This window comes from Streptomyces sp. NPDC046379 (assembly GCF_055587785.1).
Map to the genome: position 1 here is coordinate 45,645 of NZ_JBVJFP010000007.1, position 19,922 is coordinate 65,566.

The window sequence follows — 19,922 nt, forward strand, 5'->3', positions numbered from 1 at the left end:
CGGCCCGCGGCGCGCCGGGTCACTCGCTCGCCACCGCGGTCAGGGTCTCACCGTTTTCCCTGGTCAGCGTGAGGGTTCGGTGATCGATCCGATAACTGACGGTCTGGTCGAAGAACGCCAGCAGACGCTTTTCCGTCTCCATGAGTGAGGCGTCGCACATCATCCGGGTCGTCGAGGCGGTGCCCAGGGTGATGCGGCCGTCGCTCACGGTGGCCTCGGCGTTGACCCGGTTGCAGGCCAGCCTGCCGCCGACGGCGCCGGTCCGCTCGTCGAACACCAGGTGGGCCCTGCCCTCGGCGCCCTGCGGCAGGGACTGCACGACGCCGTCGGCGCCGGTGCCCGTGACCGTCCACTTGGTGCCGTGCAGGGGGGCGCTCTTCTCTTCGCTCAGTCGCACGGTGTCTCCCGCGTCGGTCGTGAGGGTGAGCCGGCCCTTGCCGACGTCGGTCTTCAGGGCGCCGTCGGCGAGGATGCGGGCGAAGGTCTCCTCGAAGGTCATCGCCGGTTCCTCACAGGCCATCTCGGTCGCCGAGGCCTCGCCGAGGGTGACGCGGTCGCCGACGAAGGAGGCGCGGGCGCTGAACTGGTTGCAGCCGTAGCTGCCCTGCGCCCTGCCCTTGTCGTCGATGGTGACGTGGGCCGACGCGGGCGCCTTGCGGGTCCTGCCGTCGGCGGTGACGCTGTCGACGGACCAGTGGACGCCGGTGACCCCGGCCGGCTTCCCGGCGCCGGCGGTTCCCCTGCCGCCGTCGGCCTTCTCCGTGCCGCAGGCCGCGGCGAGCGGGAGCAGGACGAGGGCGGCGGCCGTGCGGGCGATGAGCTGCTTCTGCCTGTACATGCCGGTTCGACGGCGCAGGTCCGCGAGCGGTTCCACCGGCTCACGCCAGCAGCGGCAGATACGCGCTCAGATCCGCCCGCTCACCGCTGGCGCTCACCCGCGCCCCGTCGAGCGCCTCCTGCCAGCACGTCCGTCCGGTGGCGAGCCGCACCCAGGTCAGCGGGTCGGTCTCGACCACGTTGGGCGGGGTGCCCCGGGTGTGCCGGGGCCCCTCGGCGCACTGCACCACGGCGTACGGTGGAATCCGCACCTCCGTCGCGCCGCCGGGCGCCTTCGCGGCGAGCGCGTCGGCGAGCAGCCGCGTGCAGGCGGCCAGGGCCTGCCGGTCGTACGGCACCTCCAGGCCCGGCACCGCGGCGTTCAGGTCGTCGGTGTGGACGACCAGCTCGACGGTGCGGGTGACGACGTAGTCGGCGAGCGGAAGGGCGCCCGCGCTGGTGGGCAGCAGCCGCGACCCGGGGTGCGCGTCGAGGGCGTCGGTGAAGCGCTGCTCGACCTCGCCGAGGTAGGCGTCCAGGTCGGAGTGGCGTCCGGCCAGCTCACGGGCGGTGTCGGCGATCCGCCCGGCGTCGGCGGCGATGGCGGACGGCCAGTCCAGCAGCGCCGCGTCCTGTCGGGCCGGTTCCGGCTCGGCCACGAGCAGCCCGACGGCCCGCAGCGCCATCCCGACGTGCGCCGCGAGGTCCCGTACCGTCCACTCCCCCAGCCGGGTGGGCAGCGCCAGCTGCTCGGGGGTGAGCGTCCGGACGGCCGCCCGGACGTGGCCGAACTGCGCGAGGACGGCGGCACGGGTCCTGGCGGGATCGTAGGCGCGGGGGCGCTTCCTGGCCGGTGGCATGCGATCGAGTCTAGGGAGGGCGCCACTCGTACGTGCGTACGTCCGGGAAAGAGGCCCGGGTGGGGCGGCGGCCGACGACACTGGACGGTGCCGGGAAGGGGGGCAGCATGGCGGTCAGCCGCCGACCTCCCGATCCGGGAAGCTGTGCGCGATGACCGTGCAGGCGTCCCGGTCGGTCAAGAGGTACGGCGGGATGCCGCACTCGCCGTGAATGGCGGGCTTCTCGTGCCGGTCCCGCCGGTCCGTGTCCGAGTCGTACGAGGTGACCTCGACGACCATGAGAGCTCCCGCGCCGAGGCACGACGAGGTCCCGCCCGGAGTCGGGCGGGACCTCGTTCCCGTGCGCACCGCTCAGGCGAGCAGCGCCGGAATCGTCGCCTCGTGCGCCTCGCGCAGTTCCGCCAGGGAGAGCGTGAACTCGCCCTGGACCTCCACCGTGTCGCCGTCCACGACGCCGATGCGGGTGACCGGGAGGCCCCGGGCGCCGCACATGTCGTTGAAGCGGAGTTCCTCGGAGCGCGGGACCGAGACGATCGCGCGGCCGGCGGACTCGGAGAACAGGAAGGTAAAGGCGTCCAGACCGTCGGGGACGATCAGGCGGGCGCCCTTGCCGCCGAGCAGCGCCGACTCCACGACCGCCTGGATCAGGCCGCCGTCGGACAGGTCGTGCGCGGCGTCGATCATGCCGTCGCGGGAGGCGGAGATCAGGATCTCGGCGAGCAGGCGCTCGCGCTCCAGGTCGACCTCGGGCGGCAGCCCGCCGAGGTGGTCGTGGATCACCTGGGACCAGGCCGAGCCGCCGAACTCCTCGCGGGTGTCGCCGAGGAGGTAGATCAGCTGGCCCTCCTCCCGGAACGCGACCGGCGTGCGGCGCGCCACGTCGTCGATCACGCCGAGGACGGCGACGACCGGCGTCGGGTGGATGGCCGCCTCGCCCGTCTGGTTGTAGAGCGAGACGTTGCCGCCGGTCACCGGGGTGCCGAGCTGCCGGCAGGCGTCCGCGAGACCGCGTACGGCCTCCGCGAACTGCCACATGACGGCCGGGTCCTCGGGCGAGCCGAAGTTCAGGCAGTCGGAGACGGCGAGCGGCTTGGCGCCGGTCGTCGCGACGTTGCGGTACGCCTCGGCGAGGGCCAGCTGCGCGCCCTTGTACGGGTCGAGCTTGGCGTACCGGCCGTTGCCGTCCGTGGCGATGGCGACGCCGAGGCCGGTCTCCTCGTCGATCCGGATCATGCCGGAGTCCTCGGGCTGGGCGAGGACCGTGTTGCCCTGCACGAAGTGGTCGTACTGGGAGGTGATCCAGGACTTGGACGCCTGGTTCGGGGACGCCACCAGTCTGAGGACCTGGTCCCTCAGCTCCTCGGACGTCGCCGGGCGGGGCAGCTTGTTCGCGTCGTCGGCCTGGAGGGCGTCCTGCCAGGACGGGCGGGCGTAGGGGCGCTCGTAGACCGGGCCGTCGTGGGCGACGGTGCGCGGGTCGACGTCCACGATCTTCTCGCCGTGCCAGAAGATCTCCAGCCGGTCGCCGTCGGTGACCTCGCCGATGACGGTGGCGATGACGTCCCACTTGTCGCAGATGGCGAGGAAGCGGTCGACCTTGTCGGGCTCCACGACCGCGCACATGCGCTCCTGCGACTCGCTCATGAGGATCTCCTCGGGCGAGAGCGTGGAGTCGCGCAGCGGTACGTCGTCCAGGGTGACCCGCATGCCGCCGGAGCCGTTCGACGCCAGCTCGGACGTGGCGCAGGACAGGCCCGCCGCGCCGAGGTCCTGGATGCCGACGACCAGCTTCTCGGCGAACGCCTCCAGGGTGCACTCGATGAGGAGCTTCTCCTGGAAGGGGTCGCCGACCTGGACGGCGGGACGCTTGGAGGGCTTCGCGTCGTCGAAGGTCTCGGAGGCCAGGATCGAGGCGCCGCCGATGCCGTCGCCGCCGGTCCGGGCGCCGTACAGGATGACCTTGTTGCCCGCGCCGGACGCCTTCGCGAGGTGGATGTCCTCGTGCCGCATCACGCCGATGGCGCCGGCGTTGACCAGCGGGTTGCCCTGGTAGCAGGCGTCGAAGACGACCTCGCCGCCGATGTTGGGCAGGCCCAGGCAGTTGCCGTAGCCGCCGATGCCGGCGACGACGCCGGGCAGCACGCGCTTGGTGTCGGGGTGGTCGGCGGCGCCGAAGCGCAGCGGGTCGACCACGGCGACCGGGCGCGCGCCCATCGCGATGATGTCGCGCACGATGCCTCCCACGCCGGTGGCCGCGCCCTGGTAGGGCTCCACGTACGACGGGTGGTTGTGCGACTCGACCTTGAAGGTGACTGCGTAGCCCTGGCCGACGTCGACCACGCCGGCGTTCTCGCCGATGCCCACGAGGAGGGCGTCGGACTGCGGGGCCTTCTCGCCGAACTGGCGCAGGTGGACCTTGCTGCTCTTGTACGAGCAGTGCTCGGACCACATGACGGAGTACATGGCGAGTTCGGCGCCGGTGGGACGGCGGCCGAGGATCTCCACGACCCTCTCGTACTCGTCCTTCTTCAGGCCCAGTTCGGCCCAGGGCAGCTCGACGTCGGGGGTCGCGGCCGCGTGCTCGACCGTGTCCAGAGGCGTCCGGCTCATGCGTTGACCAGCTTCTTGAGGATCGAGGTGAAGAACGGCAGGCCGTCGGTGCGGCCCGACCCGATGAGGGGCTCCACGGCGTGCTCGGGGTGCGGCATCAGGCCGACGATGTTGCCGGCGGCGTTGGTGATGCCGGCGATGTCGCGCAGCGAGCCGTTGGGGTTGTAGTGCTCATCAGCGACTCCGTCGCGGGCCACGTAGCGGAACGCGACCCGGCCCTCGGCCTCCAGTTCGTCCAGCGTGTAGGCGTCGGCGACGTAGCGGCCGTCCATGTTCTTCAGCGGGATGTGGATCTCCTGGCCCGCCGTGTAGTCGGTCGTCCAGGCCGTGTCCGCGTTCTCCACCCGCAGCTTCTGGTCGCGGCAGATGAAGTGCAGGTGGTCGTTGCCGAGCATCGCGCCGGGCAGCAGGTGGGCCTCGGTGAGGATCTGGAAGCCGTTGCAGATGCCGAGGACCGGCAACCCGGCCTTCGCCTGCTCGATGAGCGGCTCCATCACCGGCGAGAACCGCGCGATGGCCCCGGCGCGCAGGTAGTCGCCGTAGGAGAAGCCGCCGCACAGCACCACGGCGTCGACCTGCTTGAGGTCCTTGTCCTTGTGCCAGAGGGCGACGGGCTCGGCGCCGGCGAGGCGGATGGCGCGCTGGGTGTCCCGGTCGTCGAGGCTGCCCGGGAAAGTGACGACGCCGATACGAGCGGTCACTTGGCCGCCTCCGCCACTTCCTCGACCTTCACGGTGAAGTCCTCGATCACGGTGTTGGCGAGGAAGGATTCGGCAAGATCGTGGATGCGGGCGAGCACGGCCTCGTCGACCGGTCCGTCAACTTCCAGTTCGAATCGCTTTCCCTGACGTACGTCCGAGATCCCTTCGAAACCCAGACGCGGCAGCGCACGCTGGACCGCCTGGCCCTGGGGGTCGAGGATCTCCGGCTTGAGCATGACGTCGACTACGACGCGTGCCACGGGCACTCCCGGTGGTGTGGTGCTGAGCAGGTTCCTGCAGTGACTTCAGCGTACCCGCACAAAATTTCTACGCGAGTAGAGTTGTAGGAAGCCACAGAACCATGGTCACGGTCCGGCATCGGAGGGGCCTGTTCACGAAAAGTTCCGGGAAAGATCCGCGATCCGCACGCGATACCTATTGCGCCGGAGACACGCGGGGAGATTTAGTCGGGCTTCACATTGCTTTGCCGGGCACTGTACAAATGAATTGGCAATAGCCGATACTTTCCTCGATAACTGGCGGACAGCCGACATCTCCGCGGCATCTTCGCGACGTCCTGGCACGTCATCGCAGAGAGGTCGCACGAAGGGACCGATATTCGTGGCGCAGCGTGTCGTGGTCACTCTCTTTGACGACATCGACGGCTCGGAAGCGGCGGAAACGATCGCCTTCGGACTCGACGGCAAGTCGTACGAGATCGACCTGAACGAAGCAAACGCCGAGAAGCTCCGCAGGGCTCTCGAGCCCTACGTGGAGGCCGGCCGCAAGCGGTCGCGGTCGGGCCGCGCCTACCGGCAGACCGAGGTGGCCCCCGACCCGGCGGCGGTCCGGGCCTGGGCGCAGGCCAACAAGATGGACGTGCCGGCCCGCGGCCGCATCCCCAAGAAGGTCTACGAGGCGTTCGCCGAGGCGCAGTGACGCCGGGCGAGTCGGCCGTCCCGGGGCCCGCGGGCCGCTCCCGCCGGGCCCCTCGGGACAACCGACTTGCGCAACCCCCCCGCTGATCAGCTAATGTCTGGAGCACGCCGAGGGCGGGGCCGGAAAAGCCCAGCTCACGGAACACGCGGGTGTAGTTCAGTAGTAGAACATCCCCCTTCCAGGGGGAAGGCGCAGTGTGCGATTCCTGTCACCCGCTCTGCATCGCCGTCCGGACCACTGCTGTGGATCAGGTAGGCTGGTGCTCGCGCCGATCGGTGAAAGCCGGTCGGAGGCAATGCGGACGTAGCTCAGTTGGTAGAGCGCAACCTTGCCAAGGTTGAGGTCGCGAGTTCGAGCCTCGTCGTCCGCTCGGGAATGAGACCCCGGTCCTTCTGGACCGGGGTCTTTTCGTGCGTCCTCATCCGGCCGCCGGCCCCGTGGCGCCTGACATTTGTCATGCCGGGCGGTGACAGCGCGCACTGCCGGAAGGGGCCCGTGGCGGAGACGCTGGTGTCATGAACACCAACGAACACGAGCACGTGATCGAGGTCACCGACCTGCGGCGTGTGTACGGGGGCGGGTTCGAGGCCGTGCGCGGAATCTCCTTCCACGTCGGCCGCGGGGAGGTCTTCGCGCTGCTCGGCACCAACGGGGCGGGCAAGACGTCCACGGTCGAGCTGCTGGAAGGGCTCGCGGAACCGGCCGGGGGCCGGGTGCGGGTCCTGGGCCACGATCCCTGCGCCGAGCGGGCCGCCGTACGCCCGCGGACCGGGGTGATGCTCCAGGAGGGCGGGTTCCCGTCCGAGCTGACCGTCGCGGAGACCGTGCGGATGTGGGCCGGCTGCACGAGCGGCGCCCGGCCGACCGACGAGGCGCTGGAACTGGTCGGGCTGGCGGCGCGGGCCGGCGTACGGGTGAAGCAGCTGTCCGGGGGCGAGCGGCGGCGGCTGGACCTGGCGCTGGCGCTGCTCGGCGACCCCGAGGTGCTCTTCCTCGACGAGCCGACCACGGGTCTGGACGCCGAAGGGCGGCACGACACCTGGGAACTGATCCGGCGGCTGCGCGACGGCGGCACGACCGTGCTGCTGACCACGCACTACCTGGAGGAGGCCGAGGGCCTCGCGGACCGGCTGGCGATCCTGCACGAGGGCCGCATCGCCGCCACCGGCACCCCGGCCGAGGTGACCGCCTCCCAGCCGGCCCGGATCTCCTTCGAACTGCCCGACGGCTACTTCCTCGGCGACCTGCCCGCCCTCGGCGAGCTGGGCGTCGTCGGCCACTCCACCGAGGGGCGGCTCGTGCGGCTGCGGACGTACGAACTCCAGCGCGCGGCGACCGGGCTGCTGCTGTGGGCGCGCGACGCCGGGGTGGAACTGGGCCGGCTGGACGTGCGGTCGGCCTCGCTGGAGGAGGCGTTCCTCGGGATCGCCGGACGGGCCGCGGCGGACGCCGGGGCGCACAGGGAAGGGGCTTCCGCATGACCACGACCTCGACGGACCGGACCGCGGCGGCCGACCGCGCCACGACGACCACCGCGGGACGGATGGGCGCGCTGGCGCGGGCCGAGCTGACGCTGCTCGTACGCAGCCGGGCCACCCTGGTGACGGCAGTGCTGGTGCCGCTGATGCTCCCGCTGACCGTGCGCTCCGCCTTCGCCGAGGACGACCTGGCCGACGCCGGCCTGTCCGTCGGCCTGGTGATGCTGCCCGCCGCGATCGGCTTCTCCCTGCTGTTCGCCGTGTACGCCGCCCTGACCAGCTCCTACGTCGTCCGCCGCGAGGAACTGGTGCTCAAGCGGCTGCGCACCGGGGAACTGCGCGACCGGGAGATCCTCGTCGGCGCCGCGCTGCCGGCCTCGGGGATCGGGCTGGCGCAGTGCGTGCTGCTGACGGTGGGCTGCACCGTCTTCCTCGACCTGGGGGCGCCCACCGAGCCGCACCTCGCGGTGCTCGGCGTGCTGCTCGGCCTGGTGCTGTGCGTGGCGCTGGCGGCGGTGACGTCCGCGGTCACCAGAACCGCGGAGAGCGCGCAGGTGACGAGCCTGCCGATGCTGTTCGCGTCCATGCTCGGCTCGGGCGTCGCCGTCCCGCTGGAGATGCTGCCCGACCGGGCCGCCTCCGTCTGCGAACTGCTGCCCTTCACCCCGGTGATCACCCTGGTGCGCGGCGCGTGGACCGGCGACCTGTCGGCCTACGAGGCGCTCGGGGCGCTCGCCACCGGGCTGGCCTGGACCGCGGTCGCCGTGTTTGCTGTAGGGCGGTGGTTCCGGTGGGAGCCCCGACGCTGACGGACCGGAGAGGGGGCGGGATGCGGGTGGGCAGGCCCGAGCGGGAGCGGGAGCAGGTGCACAGGCCGGGGCGGGTGCGCAGGCCGGAGCGGTGGTGGCGGGGGAAGAGCACCCCCGCGAAGGTCGAGACGTACACCCGGTGGTCCTTCCACTTCTTCGCGGTCGTGGAGTTCCTGACCGCGGGGCTCCCGGCCGTGGGGCAGGCGGGGAGCCGGGCCGGCGGGCCGTTGACGGCGATGGTGGCCCTGCACGCCGTCATCTGCGCCGTCACCGCCTCGCGCGCGCTGGACTGGGACCGCGGCACCCGTCCCCAGCCCGTCGCCCTGGTGTGGACGCTGTCCGTGGCCACCGCCGTGATCGCGGTCGCCGCGCTCATGATCGCCGAGCACGGACCGGACGCCGAGCGCGTCGACTCCACCGCCGGCGCCGTCTTCGCCGTCGTGCTGATCTTCGGCGCCGGGAACATCGCCCTCGGCGTCCGCGACCGGCGCCGCGTGCTCGCCCTCATCGGCGGATTCGCCGCCGGCGCCGGGCTGGTGACCTTCCCGCTCGGCGCGTCCGGCGTCGAGGCCCTGGCCACCGCCGCCGCGGTGCTGCTCGGCTCCGGGTTCGTCGCGTTCACCTGCATCTTCTCCGGCTGGCTGCTGGGCGCCGTCTACGAACTCGACGCCGCCCGCGAGACCCGGGCCCGCCTCGCCGTCGCCGAGGAACGACTGCGGTTCGGGCGCGACCTGCACGACGTGATGGGCCGCAACCTCGCCGTCATCGCGCTCAAGAGCGAACTGGCCGTGCAACTGGCCCGGCGGGGGCGGCCCGAGGCGGTGGAGCAGATGATCGAGGTGCAGCGGATCGCACGGGAGTCCCAGCGCGAGGTCCGGGACGTCGTCCGCGGCTACCGCGAGGCCGACCTGGGGGCGGAACTGGCGGGAGCACAGGGCGTGTTGACGGCAGCGGGCATCGGCTGCGAGACGTCCGGCGAGACGGCGGCGGCCGGGCTGCCGGGTGAGGTGCAGTCGGCGCTCGGGTGGGTGGTGCGCGAGGCCACGACCAACGTGCTGCGCCACGGGGACGCGCGGCGGTGCGAGGTGGCGCTGCGGGTGAGCGGGGGGCGCGTGGTGCTGACGGTGGAGAACGACGGCGTGGGCGAAGGGCCCGGTGACTGCGTGGGGCTCGGCTCCGGGCTCGCCGGGCTGCGGGAACGGCTGGCGGCGGTCGGGGGGACGTTGGCGGCGGGGGTCGTGGGAGGTGGAGGGGTGTTCCGGGTCATTGCCGAGGTGCCTGTGTCGGAGGGGATTCCCATGACTCGCGGTGTTCCGGAGGGCGACGGGGTGGCCGAGGCCGATGGGGCGTCCGAGAGCTCCGGGGCCCCGGTGGGCGCGGGTGTGCCCGAGGTCGCCTCGTGACCGTGCGGCTGCTGCTCGCCGACGACGAGCATCTGATCCGGGGCGCACTCGCCGCGCTGCTGTCGCTGGAGGATGATCTGATGGTCGTCGCCGAGGCCGCCACCGGCCCGGAGGCGCTGGCGATGGCCCGGGCGCACCGGCCCGATGTCGCCGTCCTCGATCTGCAGATGCCCGGCGCGGACGGTGTGAAGGTGGCCACATCCCTGCGCGCCGAACTCCCCGGCTGCCAGGTCCTGATCGTCACCAGCCACGGCCGGCCCGGACATCTGAAGCGGGCACTGTCGGCGGGTGTGCGGGGGTTCGTCCCGAAAACGGTGAGCGCTCAGCGGCTCGCCGAGATCATCCGCACGGTGCACGCCGGAAACCGTTACGTCGACCCGGAGTTGGCGGCCGACGCGATCTCCGCCGGGGACTCGCCGCTGACCGCGCGGGAGGCCGAGGTGCTGGAGCTGGCCGCCGACGGGGCGCCGGTCGCGGAGATCGCCGAGCGGGCCGCGCTGTCGCCGGGGACGGTGCGGAACTACCTGTCCTCGGCCGTGTCCAAGCTCGGGGTGGAGAACCGTCATACCGCGGTGCGTCTCGCACGCGAGCGAGGTTGGGTATAGTGGCTGTCGCGCCACGGCGCATGCGGACGTAGCTCAGTTGGTAGAGCGCAACCTTGCCAAGGTTGAGGTCGCGAGTTCGAGCCTCGTCGTCCGCTCGCTGCAGAAGGCCCCCGGCTCTCACCGGGGGCCTTCTGCTCTTTCCTACGCCGCCGCTACGACCAGCGCGCTCCGGTCAGGCGCTCGTACGCCTCCACGTACTTGGCCCGGGTCGCCTCGACGACCGGCTCCGGCAGCGCGGGCGGCGGCTGCTCGCTCCTGCGGTCCCAGCCCGACTCGGCCGAGGTCAGCCAGTCACGGACGTACTGCTTGTCGTACGACGGCTGCGCGCGGCCCGGCTGCCACTGGTCGGCCGGCCAGAAGCGGGAGGAGTCCGGGGTGAGGACCTCGTCGGCGAGGACCAGGTCGTCGCCGTCGAAGCCGAACTCGAACTTGGTGTCCGCGAGGATGATCCCCCGGTCCCGGGCGATGTCACGGGCGCGCGAGTACACGGCCAGCGTCGCCTGGCGCAGCTCGGCCGCGATGTCGGCGCCGACCTGGCGGGCCACCTCCTCGTAGGAGACGTTCTCGTCGTGCTCGCCGACCTCGGCCTTGGTGGCCGGGGTGAAGATCGGGCCGGGCAGCTCGGAGCCGTCGACCAGGCCCTCGGGGAGGCCGAGGCCGCAGACGGTACGGGACTCCTGGTATTCCGCGAGCCCCGAGCCGGTGAGGTAGCCGCGGGCCACGCACTCCACCGGGACCATCCGCAGGGACTTGCACACCAGGGTGCGGCCGGCCCAGTCGGCGGGGGCGCCCGCGGGCAGCTCGGTGCTCAGGACGTGGCTGGGCACCAGGTCGGCGAGCTGGTCGAACCACCACAGGGAGAGCTGGGTGAGGACCCGCCCCTTGTCGGGGATCTCGGTCGGCAGCACCCAGTCGTAGGCGGAGATGCGGTCGCTGGCGACCATCACGAGGTCGCCCGCCTCGTTCCGGTACAGCTCGCGCACCTTGCCGGTGTGCAGATGCACCAGGCCCGGAACCTCAAGCGGCTCGGGCTTTTCGACGAATCCGGACACGGTTCCTCCCCGTGGTTCTGTCCAAGTGACTCGATTCTCCCGTATGCGGGGGAACGGCCGGGGACGGGGGGTCAGTCGCGTTTGCAGATGCGGTCGAGCAGGTTGGCGGTGGCGCGCTGGATACGGGGGTCCACGTGGCCGGGACGGTCCAGGGCCGGCGACCAGGCGAAGGTGCCGGAGGCGAAGACCCATGCCCCGGAGGGCGCGCGGTACAGGGACGTCTCCTGGTGGCGCAGGACGCCGTCGCCGTCGGTGTACGGGGAGTGGGCGAGCAGGATGCGTTCGTCGTGGTCGGGCAGGCGGGTGCGCGGGAAGTAACGGTCCGCCTCGCCGGCGACCAGCCCTTCGATCTCGTCGCCCTCGTGCGCGCCGGTCGCCTCCCACAGCCAGTGGCCGGCGTTGCGGACGATCATCGGGTGCGGCTCGGGGACCCGGCCGGCGTACTGAATGCCGATCAGCTCCTGTTCGGGCAGGTCCACTTCGCGCCAGAGCACGGGCCGCCCCGGACCCTTGCGTTTGCGGCAGGTCAGCAGCCGGTCCGGGGCGCCGGACGGGGACGGCCCCAACTCCACGCGCCAATACATGGAGTTGGAGGAGAGGAAGACCAGGGACGTGCCGTGCTCACGGGCGCGTTCCGCGGAGCGGCGCATGTTCGCGGACCAGTACTCGTCGTGGCCCGGGAAGATCAGGCCCCGGTAGCGGGTGGGGTCCACCCGGCCGGCGTGCAGATCGCGGGCGTCGGCGTAGGCGAGGTCGTAGCCGTAGCGCTCGGCCCAGCGGATCACGTCGTAGGCGTGGCCGACGTGCAGCGGCAGGCCCGCGCCCGCGTACGGGCGGTCGAAGGAGACGGTCGTCGCGGCGTCGGCCTCGCCGAGGAGCCGGCCCTCCTCGTCCCAGGCGTGGTAGAGGCTCGCGCCGGTGCGGCCGTCCTCCGGGTAGAGGTTGTACGCCTGCCAGGTGACGTCCGGCAGCAGCAGGAGCAGGTCGGCCGGCTGGTCGTCGCGGACCGTGAAGGGGACGTGCGAACGGTAGCCGTCGGCCGTGGTGAGGACGGCGACATAGGCGCCGGTGCTCCAGTACGACGGGATCTGGAGCCGCCAGGACAGCCACCAGTGGTGGCAGGAGACCGTGCGGTCGGCGGTGAGCGGCGAGGGCTGGACGATGCCGGACAGGCGAGGGCTGCTGGTGACCTTCGCCGCGCCGTCGCCGCCGTAGTGGCCGATGCGGTAGACGTCGACGCCGAACTCCTGGGGCGGGTCGACGGTCACGTGGAAGTCGACGGCCTCACCCGGCGCCACCGCTCCGGTGGACGTGAACCCCTTGATCTGGAGGCGCACGTCGTCGGCGGTGCGGGGGCCGACGGGGCGGGGCGGGCGGGCCGCCGGGCGGGTGGCGTGGCGCGGGGACGGGAAGTGCGGGTACTCGGCGCCGGGCGCGGGGTCGGCGTACCAGGGGACGACCTGGCCGGTGTCGTCGAAGTACGTCTCGCTGCCGCGCAGCCACGGGAGGGGGCCCTGGCCGAAAGGATCCGTCACGGCATGCGCCAGTGCTCCCGACTCCCAGCGCCGGATCCGCTCCGATCCCATGGCCGCTCCCCTCCCCTGGTGTTCTTTTTTCCTTGCGCTTGCGCTGCTTGCTGTGCGCTTGGGGTTGTTTGTCGCGCTTGTGGCGCTTGTCGTACTTGTGGCGCTCGTCGTGCTGTTGCGCTTGTCGTGCTGTCGCGCTCGTGCTGGTTGTACCGGTCGTGCTGGTGGTGGCCGTTCTGGTGGTTGGCTCGTTGTGCTTGATCGGCCGCACGACTGTCCTATGTCGACTGCGCTTGCCACGAGCTCGTTCAGTCCCAGCACATCACATACTGCGCCGAGTCCGTCACTGTTCGTTCTGAATTGACCAGAAGCGGAACGACTGGATCCGGGTGCCGTTGTCCGGTCGTCATACCGGGCGGCCGTCGGTCAGACCGTCAGCCAGACCGTCAGACCAGGCGTACGGGCTTCTCGGGGCGTATCCCCATCCGGGCCAGCCAGGCCCGCAGGGGCTCCGCGTCGCCGTCCTCTATGAGGCTGAGGACCTTCGGGGCCAGGTCGGTCGCGCGTTCGCCGTTGACCAGGAGGGACGGGCCGTCGAGCCAGTCCAGCCCCGGGGTCGCCCCGGCCGTGTCCATCGCGGCGCAGCAGACCATCGCGGTGACGTGGTCGGCGAGCAGTTCGCGGGGGGTGCGGGGCGGCTGGAGGGGGAACAGCGGGAGCGTCCCGTCGTCCCAGAGGGCGGGGTCGTCGGCGGCGGGGCCGGAGGCCGGGACGGTGCGGGGCGCCGGGCCGGCGGCTTCCTCACGGGCGAGTTCCGCGCTGAGGCCGGTGGCGAGGGCGGCGCAGCGGGAGCCGGAGGCGGCGCTCGGGGGGTCGTCGGCGGCGGCGCGGTGGGGGTCGGGGGCGGCGCGGTGGGGGTCGGGGGCGGCGCGGTGGGGGTCGGGGGGTGGCGGGTCGTCCGTCGTCCCGGCCGTCGCGGCTGTTTCGGCCGGTTCCTCGCGGGGGCCGCCCCGTACGGGCGGCTGGGCGGCGGCCGACGGGGCCGACGGGGCGGGGGCCGGCGGGGTGGCCGGGGCCGTGAGGTGATCGAGGACTCGGGACAGGGTGGGGCCGCCGCCGTCTCCGTCGCCGTGGTGGCCGGTGGCGGTGCGACGGACGCCGAGGGTGTCCAGGACGCGGTGGAGGCGGGCCGCGTCGGTGCGCCACTTGCGGTCGACGACCTCCTCCGGGTACTCCTGCCAGTCCACCGGCGACCAGTCCGGGTTGGGCCCGGCGGGGCCGCCGTGGAAGAGGCGGGCGGCGAGCAGCGAGGCGGCCTCGTCCACCGCGCCGGGCTCTTCGAGCAGGTCGCAGGCGGGCCGCTCGCCGAGACGGGTGGCGAAGCCCTCGGCCAGCCGGTCGCGGCGGGACAGCTCGGTGAGGGCCGCGACGACGCCCGCGTCCAGCCGGGAGGGCCAGCGGCCCATCCGCCACGCGGGCAGCGCGACCCGCGTGAGCAGCCGGTCCCAGCCGGCGTACGCCAGCCCCACCTGTTCCTGCGCGACGATCCGCAGCCCGTAATCCACAGCCTGTGCACGCTCGGCGGCGGCCGCCGCGACCCCGCGCTCCATCTGCGCCGCGTGCTCCCGGCAGCCGCGCAGCAGCAGGCGGGTCAGCCAGCCGAGGCCGGCGCACACCGTGCGCACGACGGGCGGACGGCCCGGTCGGGAGACGGCGGCGACCGCGGCGTCCAGGCCCCGGACGAAGCGCCGGGCCGCGGCTATGTCGGGGTGCGCGGAAGGACCCGTGCCGGCGACGACCGGGGCGAGCACGGCACGCAGCTCACCGACGCGCATCCACCACAGGAACGGCGAGCCGATGACGAGGACGGGGGCGGCCGTCGTACGGCGATGCCCCGGTCGGCCGCCGGATATGCCCGAGCCGGGAGCGCCGCCCGGGTCGCCTCCGTGCGCCTGACCGCCCCGGCGGGCCGAGGCGGTCCGTGGAGGGGCGTGTGCAGGGTGGGTGCGGTCCTCCAGCCAGCTGTCGCAGTCCGGGGTCACGGCTATCGCGGAGGGGGCGGGGACGCCGAGGCGGTCGGCGAGGTCGCGCACCAGCCGGTACAGATCCGGGGCGGCGTCCTCGGCGATCGGGACCGTGGGGCTCATGGCGGGGCGGGCACGGGCGACCAGCAGCGCGAAGCCGCCGGCGAGCAGCAGTACGAGCAGCGCGAAGGCGCCCACCGCCCAGCGGGCGGCGTCCCAGCCGCCGCCCACGAGGTGGCCGGTGGAGCCGCCGGCGAGCAGGACCACCGCGGCGGCGCCCGGCAGCACGGCGGCGGCCAGCGCCCGGCTGCGGATGCGCAGCACGGCCAGCGCCCGGGATCGCGCGGCCTGCGCGCCCACTTCCACGTCCATACCGGTCACGATCCGTCCTCACCCCCTGCCGTCCTCACCGGTCCCGACGGTCCTGCCGTCCTGGCGTTGCTCACTCCCCCCACTGTGGCACCCGCCACCGACATCGCAATGCCGGTGGGCCAAGTGGCCACGCGGGTGGGCCAGGTGCCGGACCGCTTGCGCCGCACCCTAGTTGGGGGTGCGCCCCCAGTCAGCCGGATGGGACATCGGTCACTCGATGGAATGGCTTTGGGGAGAGGTGATCGACAGAGGGCAAGGATCAGGCCCCGGGTTCGGGTGAACTCCGGGGCCTGATGAGTGCCTGCCTGGTCAGCGCCGTTACGCGCCCGACGCCGCCTTGGCCGCGATGTCCGTGCGGTGCTGGGAGCCGTCGAGGCGGATGCGCCCGACGGCGCGGTAGGCCCGTTCGCGCGCCTCGGCGAGGTCCGCGCCGGTCGCGGTGACGGACAGGACGCGTCCGCCCGCGCTGACCACCGAGTCGCCCTCGCGCCGGGTGCCTGCGTGCAGGACGTAGGCGTGCGGGGCGTCCTGGGCGGCCACCTCGTCGAGGCCGGTGATCGGGTCGCCGGTGCGGGGGGTGCCGGGGTAGTTGTGGGAGGCGACGACCACGGTGACGGCGGCCTCCTCGCTCCAGCGCAGGGGCGGCAGGTCGGCGAGGTTGCCGGTGGCGGCGGCCATGAGGACGCCGGCCAGCGGGGTCCTCAGCCGGGCCAGGACGACCTGGGTCTCGGGGTCGCCGAAGCGTGCGTTGAACTCGATGACGCGGACGCCGCGCGAGGTGATCGCGAGCCCGGCGTAGAGCAGGCCGGAGAACGGGGTGCCGCGCCGCCGCATCTCGTCGACGGTCGGCTGCAGCACCGTCTCCATGACCTCGTCGACCAGCTTCGGGTCGGCCCAGGGCAGCGGGGAGTACGCGCCCATGCCGCCGGTGTTCGGGCCCTCGTCGCCGTCGAGGGCGCGCTTGAAGTCCTGGGCGGGGCGCAGCGGGACGACCGTCTCGCCGTCGGTGACGGCGAAGAGGGAGACCTCGGGGCCGTCGAGGTACTCCTCGACGACGACCCGCTCGCAGCCGGCGGCGTGCGCCTTGGCCTGCTCCAGGTCGTCGGTGACGACGACGCCCTTGCCCGCGGCGAGACCGTCGTCCTTGACGACGTACGGCGCTCCGAAGGCGTCGAGCGCCTCCTCGACCTCGGCCGCGGTGGTGCACACGTAGGACCGCGCCGTGGGCACGGCAGCCGCGGCCATCACGTCCTTGGCGAAGGCCTTGGAGCCCTCGAGCTGCGCGGCCTCCTTGGAGGGGCCGAACACCGGGATGCCGGCCTCGCGCACGGCGTCGGCGACGCCCGCGACGAGCGGGGCCTCCGGGCCGACGACCACCAGTTCGGCGCCGAGCCGCCGCGCCAGCGCGGACACGGCGGCGCCGTCGAGGGCGTCGACCGGGTGCAGCTCGGCGACCTCGGCGATGCCGGCGTTGCCGGGCGCGCAGTGGAGCGCGGTCACGGCGGGGTCGAGGGACAGGGAGCGGCACAGGGCGTGTTCGCGGGCGCCGCTGCCGATGACGAGGACCTTCACGGGGTCAGCCTAACCGCAGGGGGCGGGCGGCATTTGTGGGGGATGCCGAGGGGGTGGGGGTGGAGGGGTTGTGGGTTCCTCCGAATGGGCATCGCGAGTAGCGGTCGCGTGGCCGCTTGCCGTCCGCCTACTCGTTCGTGAACTCCTCGACCACCGTCGCGCCCAGCTCCCGCACGATCAGCTCCTGCCCGGAGAGGGCCGACTCGTCGAGGTCGGGGTCGTCGTCCTCGGGGACGTCGTCCTCGGGGGAGACGGGCGGCGGCTCCGGGGCCGGTGCGGATGCGGGCGTGGGATGTGCGGCGGGGGCGGACGCCGTCGGGGCCGGGTGCGGGGGCGACGCGGCGGACGTCTGCTGCCGGGCCGGGGGCGCGGGGCGCTGCTGGACGGCCGTCGCGGTGCCGCCGTAGCCACCGGCGGTGGCGGGACCGCCGCCGTAACCGCCCGCGGGACCGCTGCCGCCGCCGCTGAACCCACCGGCCGGAGCCGGCGGGGGCGCGGAGCCGCCGCCCGAGGGGTCGACGACCGCCTCGATCTTCCAGTGGACGTTGAACTGCTCGGCCAGCGCCTGGCGCAGCACGTCCTCACTGCCGCTGCTCATGAAGTTGTCGCGGGCGCCGGCGTTGACGAAGCCGAGTTGCAGGGTCGTGCCGTCGAAGCCGACGACCTGGGCGTTCTGGCTGAGCAGGATCCAGGTGAACCGGCGGCGGTTCTTCACGACCTCGAGGATGTTCGGCCAGAGGGCACGGGGGTCGAGGCCGCCGGCGGACGGGGGCGGGGACGAAGAGGTGGCCGGGGTGACAGGGGCGGCGGGGCCGGGGGTGGGGGCAGCGGTGCGGGCGGGGGCGGGGCCTCCGCCGGGGGGTGCCGCGGTGGGCCAGCCGCCGGGGCGGCGGGCGGGGGCGGTGCCCGCTCCGGTGCCGGTGCCGGCTCCGGTGCCGGCGGATGCGGCGGTGGGCCAGGCACCGGGGGTGGGGGCCGGTGCGGCGGGCGGGGGCGCGGAAGGCGTGGCGGGGGCGGAGGGGGCGGCTTGGGCTGCCACGGGGGTGGCGGGAGTGGCGGGGGCGGGAGCACCGCCGGTCGGCACGCCCGGCGAGGGAACATGGCCCGCGCCCGTACCTGCCCCGGAACCACCGCTCTCGGGCCCGGGCCCGCGCACGGCGGCCCGCGCCGCAGCGACCCCACCCGCGGGGCCGGCGACGGCCGCAGGCCCCTGCCCCGCTCCCCCGTGCGCCTCGGGACCGGGAACGTACGCCATCGTCGGCGCACCGCTCCCCGAGGAGAAGTTCACACCGCGCTCGATCCGGTCGAGGCGGGCCATCAGGGACCGTTCGTCGCCGTAGGCGGCCGGGAGCAGGACGCGGGCGCAGATCAGTTCGAGCTGGAGGCGCGGCGAGGTGGCGCCGCGCATCTCGGTGAGCCCTTCGTTGACGATGTCGGCGGCCCGGCTCAGCTCGGCGGGGCCGAACGTGCTCGCCTGGGCCTGCATCCGCTCCAGCACGTCGGCCGGGGCGTCGATGAGGCCCTTGTCGGCGGCGTCCGGCACGGCGGCGAGGATGACCAGGTCGCGCAGGCGCTCCAGCAGGTCGGCGACGAAGCGGCGGGGGTCGTTGCCGCGCTCGATGACACGGTCCACGACCTCGAAGGCGGCGGCGCCGTCGCCGGTGGCGAAGGCTTCCACGACGGAGTCGAGGAGGGAGCCGTCGGTGTAGCCGAGGAGTGAGGTGGCCATGGCGTACGTCACGCCGTCCGCGGCGGCGCCGGCGAGCAGCTGGTCCATGACGGACATGGAGTCACGCACGGATCCGGCGCCCGCGCGCACGACGAGCGGCAGGACGCCCTCCTCGACGGGGATGCCCTCCTTCTGGCAGACCTCCGCGAGGTACTCGCGCAGCGTGCCGGGCGGGACCAGCCGGAACGGGTAGTGATGCGTCCGGGACCGGATCGTCCCGATGACCTTCTCGGGCTCGGTGGTGGCGAAGATGAACTTCAGATGCTCCGGCGGCTCCTCGACGACCTTGAGCAGCGCGTTGAAGCCGGCCGACGTGACCATGTGGGCCTCGTCGATGATGTAGATCTTGTAACGGCTGCGGGCGGGGCCGAAGAAGGCCTTTTCCCGCAGGTCACGGGCGTCGTCCACGCCACCGTGGGAAGCGGCGTCGATCTCGATGACGTCGATCGAGCCGGGGCCGTTGCGGGCGAGGTCCTGACAGGACTGGCACTCGCCGCAGGGGGTGGGCGTGGGTCCCTCTTCGCAGTTCAGGCACCGGGCCAGAATCCGCGCGCTGGTCGTCTTGCCACACCCGCGCGGCCCGCTGAACAGGTACGCGTGATTGACCCGGTTGTTCCGCAGCGCCTGCTGCAGCGGGTCGGTGACATGCTCCTGCCCGATGACCTCGGCGAAGGACTCCGGGCGGTAGCGGCGGTACAACGCGAGAGACGACACGCTTACGAGGTTATAGGCGCGCACTGACAACGGGCCCCGGCCCGTCAGTGGCGAGCGCCACCGGCGACCGGCCGACCTCGCCCGGGAACGCAAGCGCCCCCCACGCACCCGCCAGAGCCAACCTACCCTTGCTGCCTTCCGGCCCTGGGGGAGTTCAGTCAGATAGCGCCGCGTGAGGGGCTCCGCACAGAGTACCCGATGCCGACCGGCACGAACGAGTTCGCGAGCACTCCTCCGGGTCATGTAATGTTTCCGACGGAGGATTCGCCTAGAGGCCTAGGGCGCACGCTTGGAAAGCGTGTTGGGGGCAACCCCTCACGAGTTCGAATCTCGTATCCTCCGCCAGTGCCTCACCGGGCACGATGTCGAAGGGCCCCCTGGAAACAGGGGGCCCTTCGACGTGCCTGGTCTCAGCCGGTGTGATCGGATCGGCGCGGGACCTGGGAGGGACTGTCCGACATCTGCCGCCAGGCCGACGACCCGCAGGTCGTGCTCCGGTGGTGCTGGACCTCATCCCCAAGCCCATGGCGGAGATCGTCGGCCGCCCCGAACTGCTCGGCCGTCCACCGGCCCGCGTCGGACGCGGTGTCGTTCACGACCCCAACGCCCGTACCGGTCACGAGGTCGACGTGGCGGTCGTCGGAATGGGGCAGGCGTCGGCCGCTCCGAGGAGGCCACGCCTTCGGTCGCCCCGCTCCCCGATGCGTCGGCT

General features: G+C 73.0%; 15 protein-coding genes, 4 tRNA genes, 1 other RNA gene and 1 pseudogene. 9 read left to right on the forward strand and 12 right to left on the reverse strand.

Going from position 1 to position 19,922, the window contains the following annotated elements; translation table 11 throughout:
* Positions 1 to 19: 19 nt before the first annotated feature.
* The 6 genes and pseudogenes from ACZ6KF_RS14445 to purS form a co-directional block, all read right to left on the reverse strand.
* Positions 20 to 838, reverse strand: a complete 819-nt coding sequence (locus tag ACZ6KF_RS14445; RefSeq protein ID WP_469238560.1) for an META domain-containing protein — start codon at positions 836 to 838, stop codon at positions 20 to 22.
* A 40-nt stretch (positions 839 to 878) separates the two neighbouring features.
* Positions 879 to 1,676, reverse strand: coding sequence for a maleylpyruvate isomerase family mycothiol-dependent enzyme (locus tag ACZ6KF_RS14450; RefSeq protein ID WP_469238562.1), 798 nt, complete (start codon positions 1,674 to 1,676; stop codon positions 879 to 881).
* Between the two features lie 117 nt (positions 1,677 to 1,793).
* Positions 1,794 to 1,964, reverse strand: a pseudogene (locus ACZ6KF_RS14455) (Uma2 family endonuclease); the annotation flags it as partial.
* 63 nt (positions 1,965 to 2,027) lie between these two features.
* Complete coding sequence (purL, locus tag ACZ6KF_RS14460; protein ID WP_469158799.1) at positions 2,028 to 4,286, reverse strand: phosphoribosylformylglycinamidine synthase subunit PurL; 2,259 nt, start codon at positions 4,284 to 4,286, stop codon at positions 2,028 to 2,030.
* Entirely contained in the window at positions 4,283 to 4,987 is a 705-nt protein-coding gene (purQ, locus tag ACZ6KF_RS14465; RefSeq protein WP_356631267.1) for a phosphoribosylformylglycinamidine synthase subunit PurQ, read from the reverse strand. Before purQ ends, purL begins: the two co-directional genes overlap by 4 nt.
* Positions 4,984 to 5,247 carry a phosphoribosylformylglycinamidine synthase subunit PurS gene (gene purS / locus ACZ6KF_RS14470; RefSeq protein WP_020124274.1) on the reverse strand — a complete coding sequence of 88 codons (264 nt, stop codon included), beginning with the start codon at positions 5,245 to 5,247 and terminating at the stop codon, positions 4,984 to 4,986. Before purS ends, purQ begins: the two co-directional genes overlap by 4 nt.
* A gap of 361 nt (positions 5,248 to 5,608) precedes the next feature.
* Here purS and ACZ6KF_RS14475 point away from each other — a divergent pair, with 361 nt between their 5' ends.
* The 8 genes from ACZ6KF_RS14475 (at position 5,609) to ACZ6KF_RS14510 (ending at position 10,316) form a co-directional block, all read left to right on the forward strand.
* Positions 5,609 to 5,926, forward strand: coding sequence for a histone-like nucleoid-structuring protein Lsr2 (locus tag ACZ6KF_RS14475; RefSeq protein WP_356631269.1), 318 nt, complete (start codon positions 5,609 to 5,611; stop codon positions 5,924 to 5,926).
* Between the two features lie 145 nt (positions 5,927 to 6,071).
* Positions 6,072 to 6,143: transfer RNA gene (locus ACZ6KF_RS14480), tRNA-Gly, on the forward strand.
* 80 nt (positions 6,144 to 6,223) lie between these two features.
* A tRNA-Gly gene (locus ACZ6KF_RS14485) sits at positions 6,224 to 6,296 on the forward strand.
* Between the two features lie 145 nt (positions 6,297 to 6,441).
* Positions 6,442 to 7,407, forward strand: coding sequence for an ABC transporter ATP-binding protein (locus tag ACZ6KF_RS14490; RefSeq protein WP_356631271.1), 966 nt, complete (start codon positions 6,442 to 6,444; stop codon positions 7,405 to 7,407).
* Positions 7,404 to 8,213 carry an ABC transporter permease gene (locus ACZ6KF_RS14495; protein WP_469158800.1) on the forward strand — a complete coding sequence of 270 codons (810 nt, stop codon included), beginning with the start codon at positions 7,404 to 7,406 and terminating at the stop codon, positions 8,211 to 8,213. Before ACZ6KF_RS14490 ends, ACZ6KF_RS14495 begins: the two co-directional genes overlap by 4 nt.
* Before the next feature lie 74 nt (positions 8,214 to 8,287).
* On the forward strand, positions 8,288 to 9,616 hold the full coding sequence (locus ACZ6KF_RS14500; protein ID WP_469158906.1) for a sensor histidine kinase: 1,329 nt from the start codon (positions 8,288 to 8,290) through the stop codon (positions 9,614 to 9,616).
* Complete coding sequence (locus ACZ6KF_RS14505; protein WP_356631275.1) at positions 9,613 to 10,221, forward strand: response regulator transcription factor; 609 nt, start codon at positions 9,613 to 9,615, stop codon at positions 10,219 to 10,221. Before ACZ6KF_RS14500 ends, ACZ6KF_RS14505 begins: the two co-directional genes overlap by 4 nt.
* Positions 10,222 to 10,243: 22 nt before the next feature.
* Positions 10,244 to 10,316 (forward strand) — tRNA-Gly (locus tag ACZ6KF_RS14510).
* A gap of 57 nt (positions 10,317 to 10,373) precedes the next feature.
* Here the strand turns inward: ACZ6KF_RS14510 and ACZ6KF_RS14515 are convergent.
* The 6 genes from ACZ6KF_RS14515 to ffs all read right to left on the reverse strand — a co-directional run bounded on the left by ACZ6KF_RS14515 (position 10,374) and on the right by ffs (position 19,395).
* Positions 10,374 to 11,273 carry a phosphoribosylaminoimidazolesuccinocarboxamide synthase gene (locus tag ACZ6KF_RS14515; RefSeq protein WP_469175629.1) on the reverse strand — a complete coding sequence of 300 codons (900 nt, stop codon included), beginning with the start codon at positions 11,271 to 11,273 and terminating at the stop codon, positions 10,374 to 10,376.
* Positions 11,274 to 11,344: 71 nt separating this feature from the next.
* Entirely contained in the window at positions 11,345 to 12,859 is a 1,515-nt protein-coding gene (locus ACZ6KF_RS14520; RefSeq protein ID WP_356631279.1) for a N,N-dimethylformamidase beta subunit family domain-containing protein, read from the reverse strand.
* A gap of 386 nt (positions 12,860 to 13,245) precedes the next feature.
* The gene (locus tag ACZ6KF_RS14525; RefSeq protein ID WP_469238728.1) at positions 13,246 to 15,195 is read right to left on the reverse strand and encodes a hypothetical protein; all 1,950 of its coding nucleotides are present in this window, start codon (positions 15,193 to 15,195) and stop codon (positions 13,246 to 13,248) included.
* A 318-nt stretch (positions 15,196 to 15,513) separates the two neighbouring features.
* Entirely contained in the window at positions 15,514 to 16,767 is a 1,254-nt protein-coding gene (gene purD, locus ACZ6KF_RS14530; protein ID WP_356631281.1) for a phosphoribosylamine--glycine ligase, read from the reverse strand.
* Positions 16,768 to 16,894: 127 nt separating this feature from the next.
* Positions 16,895 to 19,210 carry a DNA polymerase III subunit gamma and tau gene (locus ACZ6KF_RS14535; protein ID WP_469238565.1) on the reverse strand — a complete coding sequence of 772 codons (2,316 nt, stop codon included), beginning with the start codon at positions 19,208 to 19,210 and terminating at the stop codon, positions 16,895 to 16,897.
* An 86-nt stretch (positions 19,211 to 19,296) separates the two neighbouring features.
* Positions 19,297 to 19,395, reverse strand: an RNA gene (gene ffs / locus ACZ6KF_RS14540) — signal recognition particle sRNA small type.
* Positions 19,396 to 19,467: 72 nt separating this feature from the next.
* Here ffs and ACZ6KF_RS14545 point away from each other — a divergent pair.
* Positions 19,468 to 19,555: transfer RNA gene (locus tag ACZ6KF_RS14545), tRNA-Ser, on the forward strand.
* Positions 19,556 to 19,922: the final 367 nt, after the last annotated feature.

Coding starts and splice junctions, on each gene's coding strand:
- ACZ6KF_RS14445 (WP_469238560.1), bottom strand. CDS start 838: ATGTACAGGCAGAAGCAGCTCATCGCCCGCACGGCCGCCGCCCTCGTC.
- ACZ6KF_RS14450 (WP_469238562.1), bottom strand. CDS start 1,676: ATGCCACCGGCCAGGAAGCGCCCCCGCGCCTACGATCCCGCCAGGACC.
- purL (WP_469158799.1), bottom strand. CDS start 4,286: ATGAGCCGGACGCCTCTGGACACGGTCGAGCACGCGGCCGCGACCCCC.
- ACZ6KF_RS14490 (WP_356631271.1), top strand. CDS start 6,442: ATGAACACCAACGAACACGAGCACGTGATCGAGGTCACCGACCTGCGG.
- ACZ6KF_RS14495 (WP_469158800.1), top strand. CDS start 7,404: ATGACCACGACCTCGACGGACCGGACCGCGGCGGCCGACCGCGCCACG.
- ACZ6KF_RS14520 (WP_356631279.1), bottom strand. CDS start 12,859: ATGGGATCGGAGCGGATCCGGCGCTGGGAGTCGGGAGCACTGGCGCAT.
- ACZ6KF_RS14525 (WP_469238728.1), bottom strand. CDS start 15,195: ATGGACGTGGAAGTGGGCGCGCAGGCCGCGCGATCCCGGGCGCTGGCC.